This window comes from Streptomyces sedi, assembly GCF_006335015.1.
Classification (GTDB): Bacteria; Actinomycetota; Actinomycetes; order Streptomycetales; family Streptomycetaceae; genus Streptomyces; species Streptomyces sedi.
Genome location: NZ_VDGT01000026.1, coordinates 39,341 through 58,671, shown reverse-complemented (window position 1 = coordinate 58,671; position 19,331 = coordinate 39,341). Strand labels below are relative to the sequence as shown.

The 19,331-nt window shown below is 72.8% G+C and carries 18 protein-coding genes; 4 read left to right on the top strand and 14 right to left on the bottom strand.

The window, feature by feature from the left end; translation table 11 throughout:
- Positions 1-59: 59 nt before the first annotated feature.
- The 7 genes from FH715_RS25535 to FH715_RS25505 form a co-directional block, all read right to left on the bottom strand.
- Positions 60-704 carry a lysoplasmalogenase gene (locus FH715_RS25535; RefSeq protein WP_425472777.1) on the bottom strand — a complete coding sequence of 215 codons (645 nt, stop codon included), beginning with the start codon at positions 702-704 and terminating at the stop codon, positions 60-62.
- The gene (locus FH715_RS25530; RefSeq protein WP_139649392.1) at positions 701-1,567 is read right to left on the bottom strand and encodes a sterol desaturase family protein; all 867 of its coding nucleotides are present in this window, start codon (positions 1,565-1,567) and stop codon (positions 701-703) included. Before FH715_RS25530 ends, FH715_RS25535 begins: the two co-directional genes overlap by 4 nt.
- A 143-nt stretch (positions 1,568-1,710) precedes the next feature.
- Positions 1,711-2,283, bottom strand: coding sequence for a hypothetical protein (locus tag FH715_RS28410; RefSeq protein WP_170184826.1), 573 nt, complete (start codon positions 2,281-2,283; stop codon positions 1,711-1,713).
- Positions 2,284-2,373: 90 nt separating this feature from the next.
- Positions 2,374-3,042 (bottom strand): HAD family hydrolase, encoded by a 669-nt coding sequence (locus tag FH715_RS25520; RefSeq protein WP_139649388.1) that lies wholly within the window; start codon positions 3,040-3,042, stop codon positions 2,374-2,376.
- 88 nt (positions 3,043-3,130) lie between these two features.
- Entirely contained in the window at positions 3,131-4,498 is a 1,368-nt protein-coding gene (locus tag FH715_RS25515; protein ID WP_139649386.1) for a hypothetical protein, read from the bottom strand.
- A gap of 107 nt (positions 4,499-4,605) precedes the next feature.
- On the bottom strand, positions 4,606-5,142 hold the full coding sequence (locus tag FH715_RS25510) for a hypothetical protein (protein ID WP_139649384.1): 537 nt from the start codon (positions 5,140-5,142) through the stop codon (positions 4,606-4,608).
- Between the two features lie 81 nt (positions 5,143-5,223).
- Positions 5,224-5,883 (bottom strand): TetR/AcrR family transcriptional regulator, encoded by a 660-nt coding sequence (locus FH715_RS25505; RefSeq protein WP_139649382.1) that lies wholly within the window; start codon positions 5,881-5,883, stop codon positions 5,224-5,226.
- Between the two features lie 159 nt (positions 5,884-6,042).
- Between FH715_RS25505 and FH715_RS25500 the strand changes: the two genes are divergently transcribed.
- Positions 6,043-7,068: a glycoside hydrolase family 113 protein gene (locus FH715_RS25500; protein ID WP_246108976.1), complete on the top strand. Its 1,026-nt coding sequence runs from the start codon at positions 6,043-6,045 to the stop codon at positions 7,066-7,068.
- Between the two features lie 303 nt (positions 7,069-7,371).
- On the opposite strand, the gene FH715_RS25495 is transcribed toward FH715_RS25500, so the two are convergent.
- Positions 7,372-7,962 carry a TetR/AcrR family transcriptional regulator gene (locus FH715_RS25495; protein ID WP_139649380.1) on the bottom strand — a complete coding sequence of 197 codons (591 nt, stop codon included), beginning with the start codon at positions 7,960-7,962 and terminating at the stop codon, positions 7,372-7,374.
- Between the two features lie 131 nt (positions 7,963-8,093).
- Between FH715_RS25495 and FH715_RS25490 the strand changes: the two genes are divergently transcribed.
- Positions 8,094-8,882 carry an SDR family NAD(P)-dependent oxidoreductase gene (locus FH715_RS25490; RefSeq protein WP_139649378.1) on the top strand — a complete coding sequence of 263 codons (789 nt, stop codon included), beginning with the start codon at positions 8,094-8,096 and terminating at the stop codon, positions 8,880-8,882.
- Positions 8,883-9,008: 126 nt separating this feature from the next.
- Here the strand turns inward: FH715_RS25490 and FH715_RS25485 are convergent, their stop codons facing one another.
- The 3 genes from FH715_RS25485 to FH715_RS25475 all read right to left on the bottom strand — a co-directional run bounded on the left by FH715_RS25485 (position 9,009) and on the right by FH715_RS25475 (position 12,586).
- The gene (locus FH715_RS25485; RefSeq protein WP_139649376.1) at positions 9,009-10,373 is read right to left on the bottom strand and encodes a carotenoid oxygenase family protein; all 1,365 of its coding nucleotides are present in this window, start codon (positions 10,371-10,373) and stop codon (positions 9,009-9,011) included.
- A 45-nt stretch (positions 10,374-10,418) separates the two neighbouring features.
- The gene (locus FH715_RS25480) at positions 10,419-11,936 is read right to left on the bottom strand and encodes an MFS transporter (protein WP_139649374.1); all 1,518 of its coding nucleotides are present in this window, start codon (positions 11,934-11,936) and stop codon (positions 10,419-10,421) included.
- Between the two features lie 83 nt (positions 11,937-12,019).
- A complete protein-coding gene (locus tag FH715_RS25475) occupies positions 12,020-12,586 on the bottom strand; it encodes a TetR/AcrR family transcriptional regulator (RefSeq protein ID WP_139649373.1) in 567 nt (188 codons plus the stop codon).
- Positions 12,587-12,971: 385 nt separating this feature from the next.
- Between FH715_RS25475 and xynC the strand changes: the two genes are divergently transcribed.
- The gene (xynC, locus tag FH715_RS25470; protein WP_139649370.1) at positions 12,972-14,294 is read left to right on the top strand and encodes a glucuronoarabinoxylan endo-1,4-beta-xylanase XynC; all 1,323 of its coding nucleotides are present in this window, start codon (positions 12,972-12,974) and stop codon (positions 14,292-14,294) included.
- A 141-nt stretch (positions 14,295-14,435) separates the two neighbouring features.
- On the top strand, positions 14,436-15,938 hold the full coding sequence (locus FH715_RS25465; RefSeq protein ID WP_139649368.1) for an acyl-CoA synthetase: 1,503 nt from the start codon (positions 14,436-14,438) through the stop codon (positions 15,936-15,938).
- Positions 15,939-16,011: 73 nt separating this feature from the next.
- Here the strand turns inward: FH715_RS25465 and FH715_RS25460 are convergent, their stop codons facing one another.
- The 3 genes from FH715_RS25460 to FH715_RS25450 form a co-directional block, all read right to left on the bottom strand.
- Complete coding sequence (locus FH715_RS25460; protein WP_139649366.1) at positions 16,012-16,950, bottom strand: extracellular catalytic domain type 1 short-chain-length polyhydroxyalkanoate depolymerase; 939 nt, start codon at positions 16,948-16,950, stop codon at positions 16,012-16,014.
- A 90-nt stretch (positions 16,951-17,040) separates the two neighbouring features.
- Positions 17,041-17,877 carry a PaaX family transcriptional regulator gene (locus tag FH715_RS25455; RefSeq protein WP_246108975.1) on the bottom strand — a complete coding sequence of 279 codons (837 nt, stop codon included), beginning with the start codon at positions 17,875-17,877 and terminating at the stop codon, positions 17,041-17,043.
- Between the two features lie 78 nt (positions 17,878-17,955).
- Positions 17,956-19,194: a serine hydrolase domain-containing protein gene (locus FH715_RS25450; protein WP_139649364.1), complete on the bottom strand. Its 1,239-nt coding sequence runs from the start codon at positions 19,192-19,194 to the stop codon at positions 17,956-17,958.
- Positions 19,195-19,331: the final 137 nt, after the last annotated feature.

The window sequence follows — 19,331 nt, the reverse complement described above, 5'->3', positions numbered from 1 at the left end:
CGCCACCATCCGGCTGCCCCCCGCCTCCGGGTGGGGCCAGCCTCCGGGTGGGGCCAGCCTCAGTCCGGGGGCTGTCCCGCTCGCCGGTCTGCCCCGAGGATGCCCGTCGCGAGCAGATACTGGGCGGCAACGTACGTCGCCATCACCCACAGGTCGGGGGCGGGCAGCTGCGGCCACTCCGCGATGTCCGTCGCGATCAGCGTGTCGGAGACCAGGAACAACGCCCCGCCGATCCCCGTGAGCACACCGAGCGCGCTCGCCCGGTAGGCCATGGCGGCGAGCAGCAGCGAGTAGCCGGCCACCGGTATCCGCAGCTCGGCGGGGAGGTCCGGCCAGAGCAGGGCCACGGCGCCCACGAGCACCACCGCGTACCCGAGGCCGAGCGGCACCGATGCTCTCCGACGCCCGAAAAGCACCAGATAGCAGACGTGCCCGACGGCGAACGAGCCCATCCCGGCGAGAAAGGCGGCATCCGCGTCGAGCAGCAGGAACACGTCGCCGCCCCAGCCGAACAGCAGCGCCACGACGAGGAGTCGGGGCGCCCCGCTGGCCGCCGCCCAGGCCGCGAGCAACGGCATCAGCAGCGGCTTGGCGACGAAGTGGCCGAGATCGAACCCGATCAGCAGCGATCCGAGATCGACCGCCACGGCGGTGAGGAACGCGCCACGCCACACCCGCGCCGGGACACCGCCCCACACGTTCACCCGGCGCGCTCCACCGGCTCCGCCGCGCCCCGGGCGCGTGGTTGCCACCCCGGCCCGCCGAAGACGCGCCCGGCGCGCTCGCGCCAGTCGCGCGCCGCGCGCACGTCGCGCGCGATGGCGGCGTACTCGTGGGTGGCGACGCGCAGTGGGTTGTAGGTGTCGATGTTCTTGGTGAGCCCGTAGACCGGCCGCTGCTCCTCCGCGGCCCAGGAGCCGAAGGCCCGGTCCCACACGATCAGGATGCCGCCGAAGTTCCGGTCCAGGTAGTCGCCCTGCGAGGCGTGGTGCACACGGTGGTGCGAGGGCGTGTTCAGCACGAACTCGAACGGCCGCGGCAGCCGGTCCACCCGCTCGGTGTGGATCCAGAACTGGTACACGAGGTTGACCGCGGAGCAGAACGCGACGGCCGCCGGATGCACCCCGAGCACGATCATCGGCAGATAGAACGGCCACGAGGTCAGACTGGTCCAGGGCTGCCGCAGGGCGGTGGTGAAGTTGAACTTCTGACTGCTGTGGTGCACCACGTGGCACGCCCACAGGATCCGGATGACGTGGTGGCCCCGGTGCGACCAGTAGTAGAAGAAGTCCTGCACGAGCAGCAGCAGCGGGAACGTCCACCACCCGAACGGGACGCGCAGCGGCGTCAGTTCGTAGACCACCGTGTAGACCGCGACGATCGGGATCTTCCACAGGAAGTCGAACACGAGACTCCCCAGGCCCATGCTGAGACTGGTCGCGGTGTCCTTCGTCTCGTAGCCGGCTTCCTCCTCGTCCCCGTGGAGCCGGTGGCTCACCATCTCGACGACGGTGAGCAGCACGAACGCGGGTATGGACCACAGGACGACATCGGGCAGGTTCGGCATGAAACGACCGTAGGTGCGGAACCGGGCGCCCGGCTATACGTCGTTACTCACAAGTAAGGTCAATCAGAACCGGCCATCCTTTGGCACCTCCCGACAACACCAGCCCTTGAACGACCACCCCAGAGCGTTCACCCGCCAGAGCCTCAGCCCGCGCCCTCGTGACTCCAGTAGACCCGCTGCGCCTCGAACCGGCTCAACACCGTCCGGTACTCCGCCTCCCGCGTGGCGCGCCGGCCCGCCGAGACCGGGTTGGCCACCACGTACAGCGCGGCCAGCGCCACGCAGAACGGGATCAGCACCCACGCCACGAAGAGCAGCCACACCGCGACGGCCACGAGCGCCGCGCTCAGCGCCGCCACCCGCGCCCTGACCTGCCGAAGCGGGTACCGCGTCAGCAGGAAGAGCTTGAGCCGGTACTTCGCGGCCTCGCGCGGCGCGAGCGACCCCGGCGGCGCGTGCGGCGGCCACGCGGTCGCCCACCAGGCGCCGTTGACCCCGTAGTGATAGCGCGCCCACGCGGCGCGCGCCCGGGCGGGCTCACCGTCGTCGCGGACGAAGCGCAGCAGGATCGGCCCTCCGGTGCCCTGCACCCGGTGGGTCGTCAGCGCGTACCCCAACTCGTGGGCCACGGCGATGACACCGGGCACGTCCCGCAACGTCCGCACCTCGACGCGCTCGGTACCGTCGAACGTGGGGACGTGGTCCTCGTGGGGCACGCGGCTCCTCCGTCGCCTGGGGATATCCACCCTTCCCGAGGATTATCGAACGCCCTCGCCTACGCGAAACCCTCGCGCTCTTCACCCGGCTCAGCTCCGCCGCCCGAGCAGGGCGATCGCCTCCGTCGCGTCGGCCGCCTCCAGCTCCGCCGGGGTGCCGGCGGGGCGGGGGCGGCCGTGGGTGATCCAGACCGTGTGGAGGCCGGCCGCGCGGCCCCCGGCGATGTCGTCCGTCGGGTGGTCGCCCACCATCCATCCACCGCGCGCGAGGTCCGCGCCGCATCGCTCGGCCGCCACGCGGAAGACGCGCGCGTCGGGCTTGCGGATCCCGAGTTCCCCCGAGGTGCAGAAACCGTCGACGACAGCGCCGATCCCGGTGCGTTCGATCTTCGCCGACTGGTTGTCGTGCGCCCCGTTGGTGACGACGCCGACCCGCCAGCCGGCGCGCCGGAGGGCGGTCAGTCCGTTCAACGTCTCCGGTGGACAGACCACCAGGTCCGGCATTCGGGACCGGTACCCGGCCCACAACTCGTCGGCGGACTCGGCCAGCCCGAACTCCTCCCGCACCCGCCCGAAGAACTCCCGCCGGCCGCCCGTGCTTTCCTGATCGCTCGCCAGCAACCACCGTTCCTCGCGTTCCCCCCACCCCCGGGAGAGGGCGAACTCGCGGGCCCACCGCGCGAATCCCCGGCCGCGATCGACGAGCGTGTCATCCAGGTCGAAAAGTGCCAGCCGCCCCACGCTCCGTGGACCTTCCATGGCAAGGAGCCCTACCGACACACGCGGGAGGAAAACGTTCGACTGTCACTACCAGCCGGTCTCGTTGCGTTCCTCCCAAGCGGGGCTTTCATTCGCCCATCTCCCCCCTGAAGACGATGTAGAGCGCTTCGGTCGGTCCGACGACCAGGAGCCGCCGCGCGTCCTCGTAGCGGTCAAGCCCGCCGTCGAAGGTCGGCCAGAACGCCCCGTCCTCGTCCGCGTCGGCCCAGACCGCCACCTGGTGCTGGGAGCCGCCGACCCTCGCCACAGGTCGGATGAGTAGCTCCTCCAGCAGGGCGGCGGACAGCTCGCCGTCCCGGAGGCCGGCTGCCAGAGTCCGGCGCAGCGCCTCGACCTCGGCCGAAAAGGCGTGCGGGCCCAGGAAGCTCATGGGCTCGCCCAGGATCCAGGACCCGACTGGCGTCTCACCGGGCTCGCCGAGGTCGAGGATGCGTGCCCCCAGCCAGTCGTCCTCGGCTTCCTCGGCGTGCTCGCCGTCCAGGGCCGCCAGTTCCTCCGCAGTGGGCGCCAGATGGGTGTGTTTCCCGATCCAGTCACCCGCGCCGTAGTCGTAGTAGATCTCCACATGATCCTCGGTGTACCGCTCACGCCAGGTGGTCTTCTCCCACCAGGCACGCACGGCGACGGGATCGTCGTGACGTCCCGGCTCGATCCCGTGGGGCCGCCAGTCGACCTTGAAGGCGGCGCGCCCGTCACACTCCTGAAGCGCGGCCAGCACCGTCCCCGCACAGACGGCGCGTGTTCTCCCCTCCGCAAGCCGGTGCTCCTCCGGCGCGAGACGGGCCCCGAGCGCGCACCCCACGAGGACACACGCCGGGTCGAGTCCCCCCTCGCCCCTTCCCTCGCCCGAGCCGGCGGTGTGCGGCTCACCCGGTATGCGGGATACAGAGGAGACGCGAGGTATGACGCTGACGCGGATGGCCGGTGTGGCCCAGAGAGTCCCCCGCAGAACCACATGCGTCTCGCCTGAGGCGAGCGCGCCGGTGGCGGGGTCTTCCACCGTCACCAGTACCGCCTCCTCCGCCACCGCCGCGATCGTCTCGCGCAGGTTCTCGGCGAGCAGTGCGACCCGGGACGACGGTGCCTCTCCCCCGGCGAGCACGGCCCGACCCACGGTGGAGGCGGCGACGGCCACCGGCACGGAACGGCAGCCGCGAGGAATCCGCCACGGCGCGCCGTCAGAGGCGCCGCCGCGAAACAGCCCGCTGTCCTCCAAGTCGTCCGTTTCCAGCCCGACGTCCTCCTGATCGACGCGCAACGCCGTGCTGACGGCAAGCCTCCCGGAATCGTCCTCGCGGAGCCACCGGTCCAGCAGATACACACGGACCGCGATGTCCCAGTGCTCGTCCCAGTCCAGATCGAGCAAGTCCTCCGCCTTCTGAGCACAGTGCTCGGAGTGCACGAGAAAGTCATCGACGGAATAGGTGTGGTTCACGACTACCTCCCGGACGTGAGTCTCGCAGTCGCCACTGACAATCCGTCCGGCAGACCGGCGCCCCGGAGCGACGCCGTGGGGACGCCCGTCTTGCGGAAGCGCTTCCCTCAACGCTCCGGCAACGCGACGAAGTTCCCCGCCCACGCCCTGAACCGGTCGTCGAGCGCCTCGCGTTCGGCCCAGAGCGCGTCGACGTCCTCCGGCGGGCCCAGTCCGAAGGTTCGCCGCAGCCAGTCGACGAACTCCTCGTGGCCCTCGCTGTGCTCCTCGATGTCGCGCTCCGCGCCGACGAATCCGACGTCGGATATCGGCTCGCTGTCGAGGGCGAGCAGCTGGAACAGTTCCGTCAGGCAACGTGCGATCACATACAGCTCGCCCTCGTCGCCGACGAAGACGACGGGGAGCGAGGCGAGTTCGGCCCGCTCGTCGCACCGCCACAGGGCGTAGCAGGAACCGGAACCGTTGGCCAGCGCGAAGGGGAGAAAACGACCGACGAACTCGGGGTCGTCCGACCATGTGTGGAGACCGGCGTCCGCGCCGAACTCACTCAGCTCGAAACCGTCCGAGTAGAAGACCGGCCCGAGTCCTTCCTCGAACTCCCTGAGAAGGTTCAACTCCGGTATAGGCGAGTACTTCTGTCGCACGTTCTCCCACCACTCTCCGCATGAGTCGCCGTCAGCATCGCCGTCGCCGTCGCCGACCGGCCGTCCGGCGCCCCCCGGCCCTCACCGCCGGGTGCGCCGCTCGGCCGCGTCGAACGCGGGTGCGAGGGGGGCCAGCGCCTCGCGGAGCTGGTCGGGCAGCGAGCCCGAGGTCACGACCAGCCCGCCGGCGCCCAACCCGCCGGCGGCCTCCGCGCCTTCGGGCGGCCGGAGCCAGCCCTCCAGCGCGACGCGCACCGCCGCGGCGGCGCTTGCCGCGAGCACGCGGGCGGTGTGCGCCCCGGCGGCGTCGCGCAGGCGATCGGCGATCACCTCGGTGAGGGGTGGCTCGATGTCGGCGGTGGCGTCGAGGAAGGCGTCGCGCAGCGCGGTGCGGGCGGTGATCAGCAGCAGCGCCCGCTGCGCGCGCTCGCCGGTGTGGGTGTACTGCTCGACCACCGCCTCGGTGACGGCGTCCGCCAGCCGCACTCCCGCGCCCCGCGCCGCGACCGCCGCCGCGATGCCGGCCTCCCGGTCCGCGGTCACGGCGGAGACGATCGCCTGCTCGCGGCTGGCGAAGTAGTTGTTGTAGGTGCGCGGCGACACCCCGGCCGCTTCGGCGATGTCCTCGACCCGCACCCGGTCCGGTCCGTGCTCCACGGCCAGGCGCAGGGCGGCTTCGCGCAGCGCCTCGCGCGTGGCCCGCTTCTTGCGCTCCCGCAGCCCCGGCGGTGGTGACGTCACGGTGTCAGCGTTCCACACGAAGCTACGCCCGCGCAAAGTTACGCGCACGTAAACTTGCGTGCGCGCATTTTTCCTGTCAGCCTCGTCCCCGTCCGAGAACGACCGTTCCCCCACAGGGATCGACCGCGACCGACCCGCGACCGACGGAGAGGCGTCACCATGCGCGCAAGAGGAATGACCTACGACACCGGATTCGTCGTGCACGGGCAGACGTCCCGTGAGCACTTCGACCCCGCCGTGGTCCGGCGCGAACTCGCCATCATCCGCGACGACCTGCACTGCGACGCCGTCCAGATCATCGGTGGCGACCCCTCCCGCCTGGAGATGGCCGCCGGGGCTGCCGCCGAACTCGGCCTGGAGGTCTGGTTCTCGCCCTATCCGCTGGAGCTGAAGCCCGAGGAGATCCTCGCGCTCTTCCGCGACTGCGCCGAGCGGGCGGAACGGCTGCGGCGGCAGGGGGCCACCGTCGTGTTCGTCGCCGGGGTCGAGCTGAGCGTGATGAACCACGGCTTCCTGACCGGCGACAGCCCCGAGGAACGGGTCGGGCATCTGCTGAGCCAGCCCGAGCGGCGAGCCGAGGCGATCGGCGAACTCGGCGTGCGCATCAACGCGTTCCTCAGCGAGGCGGCGGCCAGGATCCGCGAGCGTTTCCAGGGCAGGCTCACCTACGCGGCCATCCAGTTCGAGCACGTCGACTGGGACCTCTTCGACATGGTGACGTTCGAGCTGCTGCGCTCCGCCGAGGTCGCCGACCGCTTCCGGGAGGCGGTGCGCACCCTGGCCCAGGGCTCCAAGCCGCTCGCGATCACCGGCTTCGGCACCGCCGCCTACCGCGGCGCCGGCGACCGCGGCGGGCGGGTGCTGGAAGTGGTCGAGCACGACCCCGAGACCAGGGCCCCGGTGCGGCTGAACGGCGTGTACGAGCGCGACGAGGAAGGCCAGGCCGCGTATCTGAGCGAACTGCTGGAGATCTTCGAAACGGAGGGCGTGGACAGCGCGTTCGTGTTCCTGTTCTCCCTGCCGGGCTATCCGCACCGCCCCGACGGCGACCCCAGGGACGACCTGGACCGCGCCGGCCTGGGCATCGTCAAGCTCCTCGAAGGGCGCCGGGGAGAGACCTACCCCGACATGGAGTGGGAGCCCAAGGCCGCCTTCAGGGCGGTGGCTCAGCACTACCGCAGGTGACGCACCGCAGGTGACGCGCCGGACCCACGGCGCCCATGTCTCGGCAGCCGCGCCGCACGGGGGCGGGCGCGGCGAGCCGGCGCCTCGACGGCCCGGGTCACGTTCCTCTCGGCGGCGGTGGCGGGCCGCGGTGCACCGAGAGGGTCAGACCCGGGCCGCGAGGGGGCGCCACGCGCTCCGGGTGGCGCGCCTCCGCCGGTGGGCGGGGTGGTGGCGGAACGGAGCCCGGCCCGAGCGGCGGCCCTCACCGAGCCGGCGTCGGGAACGGACGGGCGCGGCCACGAACGGCCCGCGCGTCACGGTCTAACCGGGTGCCCCGACCCCGTGGAGCAGGGTGTCCACCACACGTGCCGCCAGCTGGTCGATGGCGCCGAGGTCGCCGGTGTCGACGGCCTCGCGCCCCTCTTCGGCCGCCTCGTGGATCAGGGCGTAGTAGACCCGGCGGGTCCACTCCAGGTCGGCGTCCGGGGCCAGCAGGCCGGCCTCCCGCGTGCGGCGGAAGAGCTCGTCGCACCGGGCCAGGACGTCGACATGGACCCGCGCCGTCTCGGGGTCGGACGGAGCGGTGCGGCTCATCGCGAAGCTCCAGCCGATCTTCACCTGGAGGACGTTGACGGTCACCTGGTGCAGAGCGACCAACGGCGGGGAGGTGAGCGGGCGGGCCGACTCCACCGCCTGGTGGAACTGCTCGGTCGCCCAGGCCGCCAGCGCCTCGACCAGCGCCTCGCGGGTGGCGAAGCGCCGGTGCACGGTGGTGCGGGCCACCCCGGCCGCCGCCGCGACCTGCTCCATGGTCGCCGCCGGGTCGGCGGCCAGCGTGCGTTCGGCGGCCTCCAGGATCGTCCGCACCGTCCGCTCCGCGTCGGCGCGCAGCGGGCGCCTCCTCGTCTCCATGGGCCCCTCCATGGGGCACACACTACATCGGGACGCATCTCACGGAGAACTTGCAACACTGTGACGCGACTACTACATTTAAGGCGTCGCGAAAGTCGCGACTAGTTCTTCGTCACGACAGGAGTGCCCCCATGGATCTGCGGCTGACGAACACCGCCGCCGTGGTCACCGGCGCGAGCCGCGGCATCGGACTGGCCATCGTCCGAGCACTCACCGCCGAAGGCGTGCGCGTGGCGGCTGCCGCCCGCACCATCACCCCGGAGCTGAAGGAGACCGGCGCCCTGGCCATACCGTTGGACCTGGTGGACCCCGGCGCCCCCGCCCAGCTCGTCGACCGCGCCACCACCGAACTCGGCGACCTCGACCTGCTCGTCAACAACGTCGGCGGCGGCGACAGCGGAGGGGGCCAGACCGGCGGCTTCCTCTCCTTCACCGACCAGCAGTGGCAGCGGTCCTTCGACCTGAACTTCCTGGCCGCCGTGCGGACCAGCCGGGCGGCGCTGCCCAGCCTGCTGCGCCGCTGCGGGGCGCTGGTCAACGTCTCCTCCAACAGCGCCCGGATGCCCCACGCGGGCCCCGTCCCCTACACCACGGCGAAGGCCGCGCTGACCGCCTTCGGCAAGGCGCTGGCGGAGGAGTTCGGACCGCAGGGCCTGCGCGTCAACACCATCTCGCCGGGCGCGGTACGCACCGCGCTGCTGGACAGCCCCGAGGGCTACGGCGGGGAGCTGGCCCGCTCCATGGGGGTGAGCCAGGAGCAGCTGCTGGCGCGGCTCCCGGCCATGTCGGGCATGACGACCGGCCGCCTGCTGGAACCGTCCGAGGTCGCCACGGCCGTCGCCTACCTCGCCTCGCCGCTGGCGGCCAGCATGTCCGGCTCGGACCTGCTGATCGACGGCGGCTCCGTCAAGACGGTCTGACGCGACGCCGACGACAGGGGCCGGCCCCGGCCGGGGCCGGTCACCCGCCGGCCGGTCGGGCGGTGCGCCCCGCGCCGAACGGGGGACGCCCCCTGCCGGGACGGCCCCCGTTCGGCGTTCGCGGGTTCAGTCGGAGGCGCCGCCTTCCAGGGCGGTGTCGGGGATCCACGAGCCGTGGATGCCGGCCGTGACCCGGCGCGGCAGGTGGACGGTGGCTATCGGGTCGAGCCCCGAGGCGTCGAGGACGAGCAGCTGGGAGGCGTTCTGCTTCAGGTCGGAGACGACGGTGAGCAGGTAGCCGTCGTCCTCCCCCGTCGCGCCGGCGGCCGGGACGAAGACCGCCTCGCTGGGCAGCCGCGCGTCTCCCGCCTCGTGGATGAGCCGCGCGCCGGTCGCCCGGTCGTACTTGACGACGCCGTAGCCGCCGCGACCGCCCGCGTCGGGGAAGGAGACGGCGTACTGGTAACGGTTCTCGGTGCCGACGAACGCGTCGTTGAGGGTCGGGAACTCGACCGCCAGGTCGTCCACCGTCTCCTCGCTGACGGCGCCCGCCGCCAGGTCGACCACCCAGCGGCGGGTGAGGGAACGGACGACGGGCTCGGCGCCCCGGTCGGGCGCGCCGACCCACCAGTTCCAGGAGAGGCGGAAGCCCTCGCGGTCCACGGTGGGCGCCTCCAGGACGACGCGGCCCCGGGCGTCCTCGTAGGCGTTGACGACGTGCAGCGCGCTGCCGGGCTCGACGGGGAACCAGCGGATGCGCGCGGCGCCGCCGCGGCCCCGGGGCATGACGCCGATGCGGGCGGGCTGGTGGTCGTCCCAGCCGTAGGGGATGCCGGAGTGTTCGTTGGCGTCGAAGGTGACGGTGCCCTCGACGAACACCACGTGGTGCTGGGTGAGGGCGAAGTCGTGCTTGAGGGAGGCCGTGGCGCCCGGAACCTCGGCGCTGTGGGTGACCTGGCCGTGGGCGTCGGCGACGTAGTGGAGCAGATACGGCGGGAAGGGCGAGGAGCCGAAGAAGTGCAGCTCGCCGGTGACCGGGTCGGTCTTGGGGTGGGCGGTCATCGCGCCGCGCAGCTTGCCGTCGAAGTCGTAGGCGCCGACGGTGTCCAGGTCGGGGGTGAGCGCGAAGGGGAAGTTCGCCTCGCACAGCGCGAGGAGGCGTCCCGCGTGCTCGACGATGTGGGTGCCCGCGGTGCTGGCGGTCAGGTCGGGGCCGTTCTCGGTCATGTAGGGGGCGCCGTCGAGGGCGGGGGTGCGGACCCAACGGTTGCGGTACCACTCGGCCCGCCCGTCGCGCAGCCGGATGCCGTGCACCATGCCGCTGCCCTTGAACCAGTGGGTCGGCGTGACGCCGGGCTTGGGGTTGTGGCCGTTGCGGACCAGTCGGCCGGTCAGCTCAGGCGGGAGGGTGCCGTCGACGGAGAGCGCGGTGGCGGAGATCTCGTCGACGGCGGGCTCGAAGTGGCCGGTCAGGTAGGGCTTGCTGGTCATGAGGGATGCCTTTCGTTTCCGGATACGCGGTCAGGGCGGATGCGGTCAGCGGTCATCGGTGTGTGGTGGGTGGTCGGGGGCCGGTGCTCGGCGGTCGCGGTCGTGTGCTCGGCGGTCGGGGGCAGGTGCTCGGCGGTCGCGGTCGTGTGCTCGGCGGTCGGGGGCCGCGGTGCGCCGGAGGGAGAGGAGGGCCAGGAGTGCCGCGCCGGCGATCACCGCCGCCGAGACGCCGAACGCCAGGCGGTAGCCGGCGGTCAGCGCCTCCACCCGCGGCAGGTGTGTCGCCACGTCGGCGGTGCGGGAGCCGGCGAGGGTGGCCAGGACGGCGAGGCCGACCGCGCCGCCGACCTGCCGGGTCGTGTTCACCAGGCCGCCTGCCACTCCGGCGTCCGCCGGCGGGGCGCCCCCGACGGACAGCGCGGTCAGCTGGACGAACGCCGCGCCCAGCCCCAGGCCGATCAACACACTGGGGCCGAGGACGTCGGCGACGTAGCCGCCGTCGGGGCTGATCCGCGACAGCCACAGCAGCCCACCCGCCTCGACGAGCAGGGCGCCCGCCACCGCCGCCCCGGCCCCGACCCGCCTGGCCACGTGCGGGGACAGCGTGGAGCCGAGCATGTTCGCGGCGGCGAGCGGGAGTTGGCCAAGCCCTGTGGCCAGCGGGCCGGAGCCGAGCACCTGCTGCTGGTAGAGGGGGAGGAAGAAGAACAGCGCGATCCACACCGAGCCGAGCAGCGCCATGAGGACGTTGCCTGCCACGACCTGCCCCCCGGCGAACAGCCTCGGCGGGACGAGCGGAGCACGGTGGCGGCGCTCGACGAGGGCGAAGGCCACGAGGAGGACGGCGGTGAGGGCGAGGACGCCGAGCACGCGGGCGTCCGTCCAGCCCGAGACGCGGGCGGTGGTCAGCCCCCACACGGCGGCGGTGAGGGCGAGCGTGACGGTGAGGGTGCCGGCCAGGTCGAACCGCCCGGCGTCCACGGCGGGCACCCGCGGTATGTGGAGGGCGACGGCGACCAGCACCAGGAACGCGCCCGCCGCGGTGACGTGGAAGATCCAGGGCCAGCCCCACACCTCGGTGAGGGCGCCGCCGAGCAGAACCCCGGCCGCCGCCCCCGCTCCCGAGACCGCGCCCCACACGCCCAGGGCCCTGCCCCGGGCGGGGCCGGGCGGGAACAGGCTCATCACCAGAGCCAGCGCGGAGGGCGCGATCACGGCCGCCCCCACCCCCTGTGCCGCCCGCGCGGCGATCAGCGCGGCGGGCGAGGCGGCGAGCCCGGCAGCGAGTGACGAGACGACGAACACCGCCGTGCCCACCAGCAGGACCCGGCGGCGGCCCCACAGGTCGGCGGCGCGTCCGCCCGCCAACAGCAGCACGCCGAACGCCAGTCCGTAGGCGTTGACCACCCAGGTCGTCCCGCTGTCGGACAGCCCGACGCCGGCGCGGATCTGCGGCAGGGCCACGTTCACGATCGACGTGGCGAGCATGACGGTGAACTGCGCTCCCGCCAGGACCGCGAGCGCGGCGCCCGGGCGGGTGGCCACCCGCTGCGAATCATCCATGTGTGGTTAACCACTCACTCGAAGGTGCAAAAGAAGGGCGGGCCGCGCGAAGCGCCCCGCCGAGGCCGGGAGACGAGGGGCCCTCAGTGGTGCCTGATGCCCATCGACAACGTGCGCGTCCACGGGGCGTCGACCGTGTCGGCCCCGGCGGAGACGATCAGATGGCACAGCATCCCGCGGGCGAAGAACTCCTGCACCTGCTCCTCGCCGCCACCGGACGCGCCACGCACGTACTCGACAAGCCGGGCGTACCCCTGCCGCACGGCCTCCCGCACGGCCGGCTCCGACACGGCGGCGGCCTGGGCGTGCAGCTGGATCAGCATCAGGTCGTTGTCGCTGATCAGCCGGGAGTAGGCGTCCCCCATGACGGACAGCACGACCTCGGGACCACTCCCCTCGGCCTCGGCGACACCCCGCTCCAGACTGGCCCGCACCCGCACGAAGCAGTGCTCGACGACCGCGACGAACAGCGCCTCCTTGCTGGGGAAGAGCCGGTACACATACGCCTGGGAGATGCCGGCGGCCCTGGCCACCTCGGTCGTGGTGGTACCCCAGTAGCCGCGCGCCGCGAAGGCGCTCAGCGCGGTGCGCAACACCGTCTGGCGGCGCTCTTCCGCGGTGGACAGTTGGCGAGCACGTTCCCTCTGCATGTGAGTAGTCAACCACTCATGCCAGTCGAGCGTCAATCGCGGCCGGAAAGACAGACCCGCCCAACGGCGGGCCACCCCTCCCGCGCCCCGTTGAGACGGCGCTTCCCCCGCGTGACCAAATCGCTCCGGAGAACGACCACGTGCCGCCAGCAGAAAGCGCCTGCGCCGCGTATTGACCGCCCGCCGGGCTGTCGTTAGCGTGCCAGACATCCGGGACCCCGCACGCTATTCGTGATACCGAACATGCGGCTGCGGCAGGACGGATGAGGGCCGACCCGCGGGCGCGTTTGGGAGCGCTCCCAAGCGTCTGCGGGGTGAAGGCAGCGGGTGAAGCACCAGGCGGGTCGGGACGAGCGAACGGGCCTCGCGTCCGGAAAGGGGCGTCATGACGGCACAGCAGGGTGGAACCGGGGACGGCGGCGGGGGTCCGAGGCGACCGAGCCGCAGAACGGTGCTCGCCTCGCTCGGCGCGCTGCCCGTCGCCGCCGTCGCGGCGCCGGTGCTGGCCGCCTCGGGGGCGCGGGCGGCCACGCGGGCGGCCGGCGAGGTCGTGATCGACCCGTCGGCCGAGCGGCAGACGATCCGGGGCTTCGGCGGGATGAACCACACCCCCTGGATCGGCGACCTCACGGCCGCCCAACGGGAGACCGCCTTCGGGGCCGGCGAGGGGCAGTTGGGCTTCTCGATGCTGCGGATGCCGGTGGACGAGACCTCGTCGAACTGGGCGGGCGAGGTGGCGACGGCCCGCCGCGCCCAGGAGCTGGGCGCGACGGTCTTCGCCTCGCCGTGGAACCCGCCGGCGCACATGGTCGAGACGTTCGTCCGAGGCGACCAGCAGGACGCCAGGCGCCTGCGCCACGACATGTACGGGGCCTACGCCCAGCATCTCAACGACTTCACCGCGTTCATGAGGGACAACGGAGTGGACCTGTACGCCATCTCCGTGCAGAACGAGCCGGACTACGCGCACGACTGGACATGGTGGACTCCGGATGAACTGCTCCGCTTCATGCGCGAGCACGCCGGCTCGATCGACACCCGGGTGATCGCGCCGGAGTCCTTCCAGTACCTGAAGAACATCTCCGACCCGATCCTCGACGACTCCCAGGCGCTGGCCAACATGGACATCCTCGGCGCCCACCTCTACGGCACGCCGTACGGCGACTTCCCCTACCCGCTCTTCCAACAGCGCGGCGCCGGGAAGGAGTTGTGGATGACGGAGGTCTACCACCCGAACAGCAGCGACTCCGCCGACCTGTGGCCGCACGCGCTCGACGTGGGAGAGCACATCCACCACGCGATGGTGGACGCCGACTTCCAGGCCTATGTGTGGTGGTACATCCGGCGCGGTTACGGCCCGATGCGCGAGGACGGCCAGATCAGCAAGCGCGGCGCCAACATGGCGCACTTCGCCAGGTTCGTGCGTCCCGGTCATGTGCGCGTCGACGCCACGCCCTCCCCGGAGGCCGACGTGTTCACCTCCGCGTACCGGGGCGATGGCTCGCGGGTGGTCGTGGTGGCGGTCAACAAGGGCGGCTCCGCCGTGAGTCAGCCCTTCTCGGTCGTGGGGAGCGGCGCCTCGACGGTGTCGTCCTGGGTGACGGACGCGAGCAGGACCGTCGCGGCCCAGGGCCAGGAGAGCGTCAACGGCGGCTCGTTAACGGCGGAGTTGCCGGGACAGAGCGTGTCGACCTTCGTGTGGGAGTAGCCCCCGCCCCGGGGCGGTCCACACGGAACGCCCCGCGCGACGGCCCGCCGCGCCGAACGGCTCGCGGGCCCGCGGGAGTGCCCGACGGGCCGGGGGCCCGTCTTCGAGGGGGGCCGGCCGCGCCGCGAGGAAGGACATGCGATGCGTGACCACGGACTGGGCTCGTGGCCCGCGCGGTGCGCCCGTCGCGCCCCGCACCACACGGCCCTCGTCCACCGGGGCCGCCACACCAGCTTCGCCGAGCTGCGTGAGCGGACCACACGTCTCGCGCGGGCGCTGCGAACCCGCGGCGTGCGGCCAGGCGACCGGGTGGCCTATCTCGGTCCCAACGACCCCGCCTTCCTGGAGACGCTCTTCGGCGTCGCCGCGCTCGGCGCGGTCTTCGTCCCGCTCAACGCCCGCCAGGCGCCGCCCGAGACGGCTTTCCAGCTCGCGGACTGCGGGGCGAAGGCCCTGCTGTACGCCCCCTCCCACGCGGAACTGGTCCGCGCGGCGGCTCCCCGTGGGCGGGGCCCCCGGTGGCGGGTGCGGATCGGGCCGGACTACGAGGCGATGCTCGCGGAGGCCGCGGCCGACCCCGTGGACGAGCCCGTGTCACCGGACCAGCCGTGCCTGATCATGTACACCTCCGGCTCCACGGGCACCCCGAAGGGCGCGGTGCTGACGCACGCCAACGTCACCTGGAACGCCCTGAACGTTCTGGTCGACCTCGACCTGACGGCCGGGGAACGGGCGCTGGCCGTCGCGCCCCTCTTCCACGCCGCGGCGCTCAACATGCTGGCGCTTCCCGTCCTGTTGAAGGGCGGCACCTGCGTGCTTCTCGAACGGTTCGACGCCGCCGAGGTGTTGGACGTGGTCGCGGCGCGGCGGATCACCTTCCTGTTCGGGGTGCCGACCATGTTCGAGCTGCTGGCCAGGGCGGACGAGTGGCCGGGCGCGGACCTGTCCTCGCTGCGTTCGCTGCTGTGCGGGGGCGCCCCGATCCCCGCGGAACTCGTCGCCGCCTACGCGGAGCGCGGGCTCGCCGTCCGGCAGGGTTACGGCATGACGGAGGCCGCCCCCGGCGTGCTGCTGACCGGCCGCGACCCCGGCACCGGCGGGGCGCCCGGAGGCGTGCCGCACTTCTTCACCGACGTGCGGATCGTCCGCCCCGACCGGCGGCCGGGTGAACCCGGCGACATCGGGGAACTACAGGTCTCCGGGCCGAACGTCATGGCCGGCTACTGGGGAGCGGCCGGGCGGTCGGCGGCGTGCTTCGACGGCGAGTGGTTCCGCAGCGGCGACGCGGCCCGCGGCGACGCGCGGGGGCGGGTGCGCGTCGTGGACCGCCTCGGTGACGTGATCGTCTCGGGCGGGGAGAACGTCTACCCCGCGGAGGTCGAGAGGGTTCTGCTCGGCCATCCCGAGATAGCGGACTGCGTCGTGACGGGCGTGCCCGATCCCCTGTGGGGCGAGGTCCCGCGGGCGGTGGTCGTACCACGCGACGGCGCGTCGCCCACGCTCGCCGGAATCTCGGCGTACCTCTCGGGCCGTCTCGCCCGCTACAAGTCGCCGAGGTCGGTGGTGCTCGTGGCGGAACTGCCGCGTACCCCGAGCGGCAAGGTCAGAAGGTCCGCGGTCCGCGAGCGGCACGGCGGGCCGTGAGCCGCCGGCGGGCCGACGCGCCCCCGGTGGCCCGGGCGCCCTCTCGCCCGGCGCCCGGGCCACCGCGCCGGCCTCAGCCGCCGGAGATGCCGAAGAACGCGACCGCCTCGGCGGCCATGCCGCCCGCCGGCAGGGTGTGCCCCGCGCCCCGGACGGTGATCGACTCCACCCACACGGTGCCGTCCGCGTCGGCGTAGTGCGCGCGTTCCCAACCGGGTTGCGGCTCGTCCGTGAAACTGGGCGTCTGGCTCAGCCCGTGCACGTCCGTCCACTGCTCGGTCGCCTCACGCAGCAGGGAGAACGGCACCAGGTTGTCCTCGGTGCCGTGCCACAGCTGCACCGGCGGGCGGGGGCCCGCGTAGTCCGGGTAGGCCGCGCGTACCGCGTCGCCCCAGGTCCCCGGGGTCTCGTCCTTGGCACCGTTGACGCACTGGCTGTTCCACGGCGGGAAGTCCGCCTCGTTGAGGAAGCAGCCGAACGGGACGCCCATGAACGCGGCGCCCGCCGCGAACACGTCCGGGTAGAGGGCGAGCAGCGCGTTGGTCTCCATGCCGCCCGAGGAACTGCCGGTCGCGAAGGTGCGCGACGGGTCGGCGCCGTACTGCTGGTGGGTGTAGGCGACCATCGAGGCGATGGAGACGGGGTCGCTGCCGCCGCCCCGGGTCTTGGACGCGGGCGACCACACGTCGAAGCAGGTGCCGAACGCGGTCTGCTGGGTCGCCGTCGGATAGATGACGAGGAAACCGTACTGGTCGGCCAGGGAGTTGAAGCCGCTGGACTGGGCGAAGCCCGGCCCGTCGCCCCCGCAGCCGTGCATGGCCACGACCACCGGCGGGCTGTCCTGGGTGACGTCGGGAACGTAGAGGTGCATGCGCGCGCCTCCGGGGTTCTCGCCGAAGTCGGTGACCTCGACGAGCTGTGCGGCCTGTGCCGTCGAGGGGAAGGCGAGGGCCGCGGCGATGAGTAACAGGGTGCTGGCGAATGCGGTGAACGCGGCTCTTGCACGCGTCATCGGTGCCTCCTAGGTGAGTGCCCCCACCCGAAGTTAGGCGCACATGTATCGGTCGTCAATAATCTGACGAACCTTGGGGCCGCCCCTCGTTCACCCGGTCGCGACGACCGCGAGTTCCCTCTCCGCACACGCGACGGACGGGGCGACGAGACGGCCGTGCAGGGCGCGGAAGCGCCGCTGGGCGACCACCCCCGGCCAGCCGGCCGGCAGCAGCGAGGCGGGCAGCCGCGGGTCCTGCCGCACGAGCAGCAGCCACTCGGCGGTGAGGCGCACCCGGCGGCACAGCACGTCGAGAGCGTCGTACGTCCCGTCCTCCCAACGCGACAGGAACGCCCGGTAGTCGGCCTCGATGGCGGGCAGGTCCCACGCCTCGCGGACGATCCGCGCCGGGTCGGTCCAGCCGGCGGCCTCCGCCCGGAACACCTCCGCGTGGTCCAGGAGATCCAGCTCCGCGAGGACGCGCTCGACGTCCGCCGCCCCGGGGGACACCCACACCCCGCTGCGGAGCGGAGCGAACCCCAGCCAGCCGAGTCGCTTGCGCAACGCGTGCCGGTCGGCCCGCCGCGCCTCGGGGACCGAGAACGACAGCAGCGTCCAACGGCCGTCCCAGTCGCTGTCGACCACGTCGGTCGTCAGACGGTGCCGCCCGTCCCGCAGCACCTCTCCCCCGTGCCGCGTCAGCCCGAGGAAGACCCGGCGGCCCCGGCGGACCGTTCCCAGCAGGTCGCGCCGCACCATCCGCGCCACGGCGGTGCGCGTCGCGTGCTCCCCCACGCCCAGCCGCTCCAGCACCGCCACCACACTGCCCGTGGAGACGGCCACCCCGCGGTCCAGCACGTGGTCGCCGAACAGCGTCAGCAGCAGCGCCTGCGGGCGCACCACCAACTCGCCGCGCTCCCCCGCCTCCTCGTCACCCCGCATGTCCATCCCCCCAGCAGAGCACACGGCCTCCCGGGGACCGCCGGGACGTCGCGTGGCGCGCCCGTCAGTCGCGTGGCACGCCCGTCAGCCGTCCCGACCGGCGGGGCCGGCGGTGCCGCAGAGCGCGCGGTCGACGAGGCGACTCGCGGCCCGCTCCTGGCGGACCGGGTCGTCGGGCGAGCCACCCAGGGCGGTGGTCATGGAGACGGTGACGGCGCGGCTGCCGTCGGTGGTCGCCCCGTTGAGGGTGATGTAGCCGCTCTCGCCGCCCTCGTGGCTCCAGTAGTCGCCGCCGCACGACAACGGCCGGTTGACCAGGCCGAGGCCGTAGCGCCCGCCCGGCCAGAGCACCCGCGTTTCCTCGTCGACCGGTACGGTGTCCCGCATCTCGGCCAGTCGCGCCGCGGTCAGCAGCTCGCCGCCGAGCAGGGCCCGGAAGAAGCGGTTGACGTCAGCGGTGGTGGAGACGTAGCCACCGGGGTCGGGGACGATCACGCGGGTGACGTCGACCCGTTCGCCGGAAGGGTAGACCTCGTAGGCGCGGGCGTGGGGGCGGCGGAGGGTGGGCGTCTCGCCCGGCAGGTAGGTGTGGTCCATGCCGAGTGGCCGCAGGATCCGGTCCTCGACCTCCCGGTGCCACGGGCGGCCCGTGACCTCCTCGATGACCATGTCGAGCAGGACATAGCCGGCGTTGGAGTAGCCCCACCCCTCCCCGGGCGCGAAGTCCGGCGGGTGCCGCATCGCCCGCGCGACGATCTCCCGGTCCGTGTGGGTGTCGTACCGGTGCTCGCGGTACTCCTCCGGGGTGGCGAAGCCCGGGAGATCGTCGTGCAGACCTGCGGTGTGCTGGAGAAGGTGACGGATGGTGATCCGGCGCCCGTCGTTGCCGTTGCCGTCCACCAGACCGGGCAGCCAGTGGTCCACCGTGTCGTCGAGCGCCAGTCGCCCCTCGTCGACCAGTCCCAGGACCACGGTGGCCACCAGCGCCTTGCCGGTACTGGCGATCCGGAAGTAGCCGTCGTCGGGCACCGGGCGGTCGGTGCCCACCTCGGCGACGCCGCTGGTGGCGACCAGGTCCCGGTCGGCGCCGGTCGTCACCCGTGCCTGGACACCGGTGACACCCAGCGCCGTGAGGGCGTCGGCGTCCCGGCGCAGGTCGTCCTGTCCGTACCCCGACGCCGTCGCGCCGTGCGGATCGGCCGGCGGTCGGGTGGCGACGGCCGCGCCGACGGTGAGGGCGACCGCGGCGAAGGCCAGCCAACGGCCCGAGGCGCGGCGACGGCGCGGCGACGCGGGACGAGCGGGTGAAGGTGTGTGTGCCATGCCCCGACGCTAGGGAGACGCGCGGTCGCCGATCGCTACCACGGGCTCCCGAACGAGAGGTACAGCCACCTGTAGTGCCACCGGCCGCGCGGCCCCCTACAGTCCGTGCCGGGAGCCCTCCCCTCCCGTACGACCAC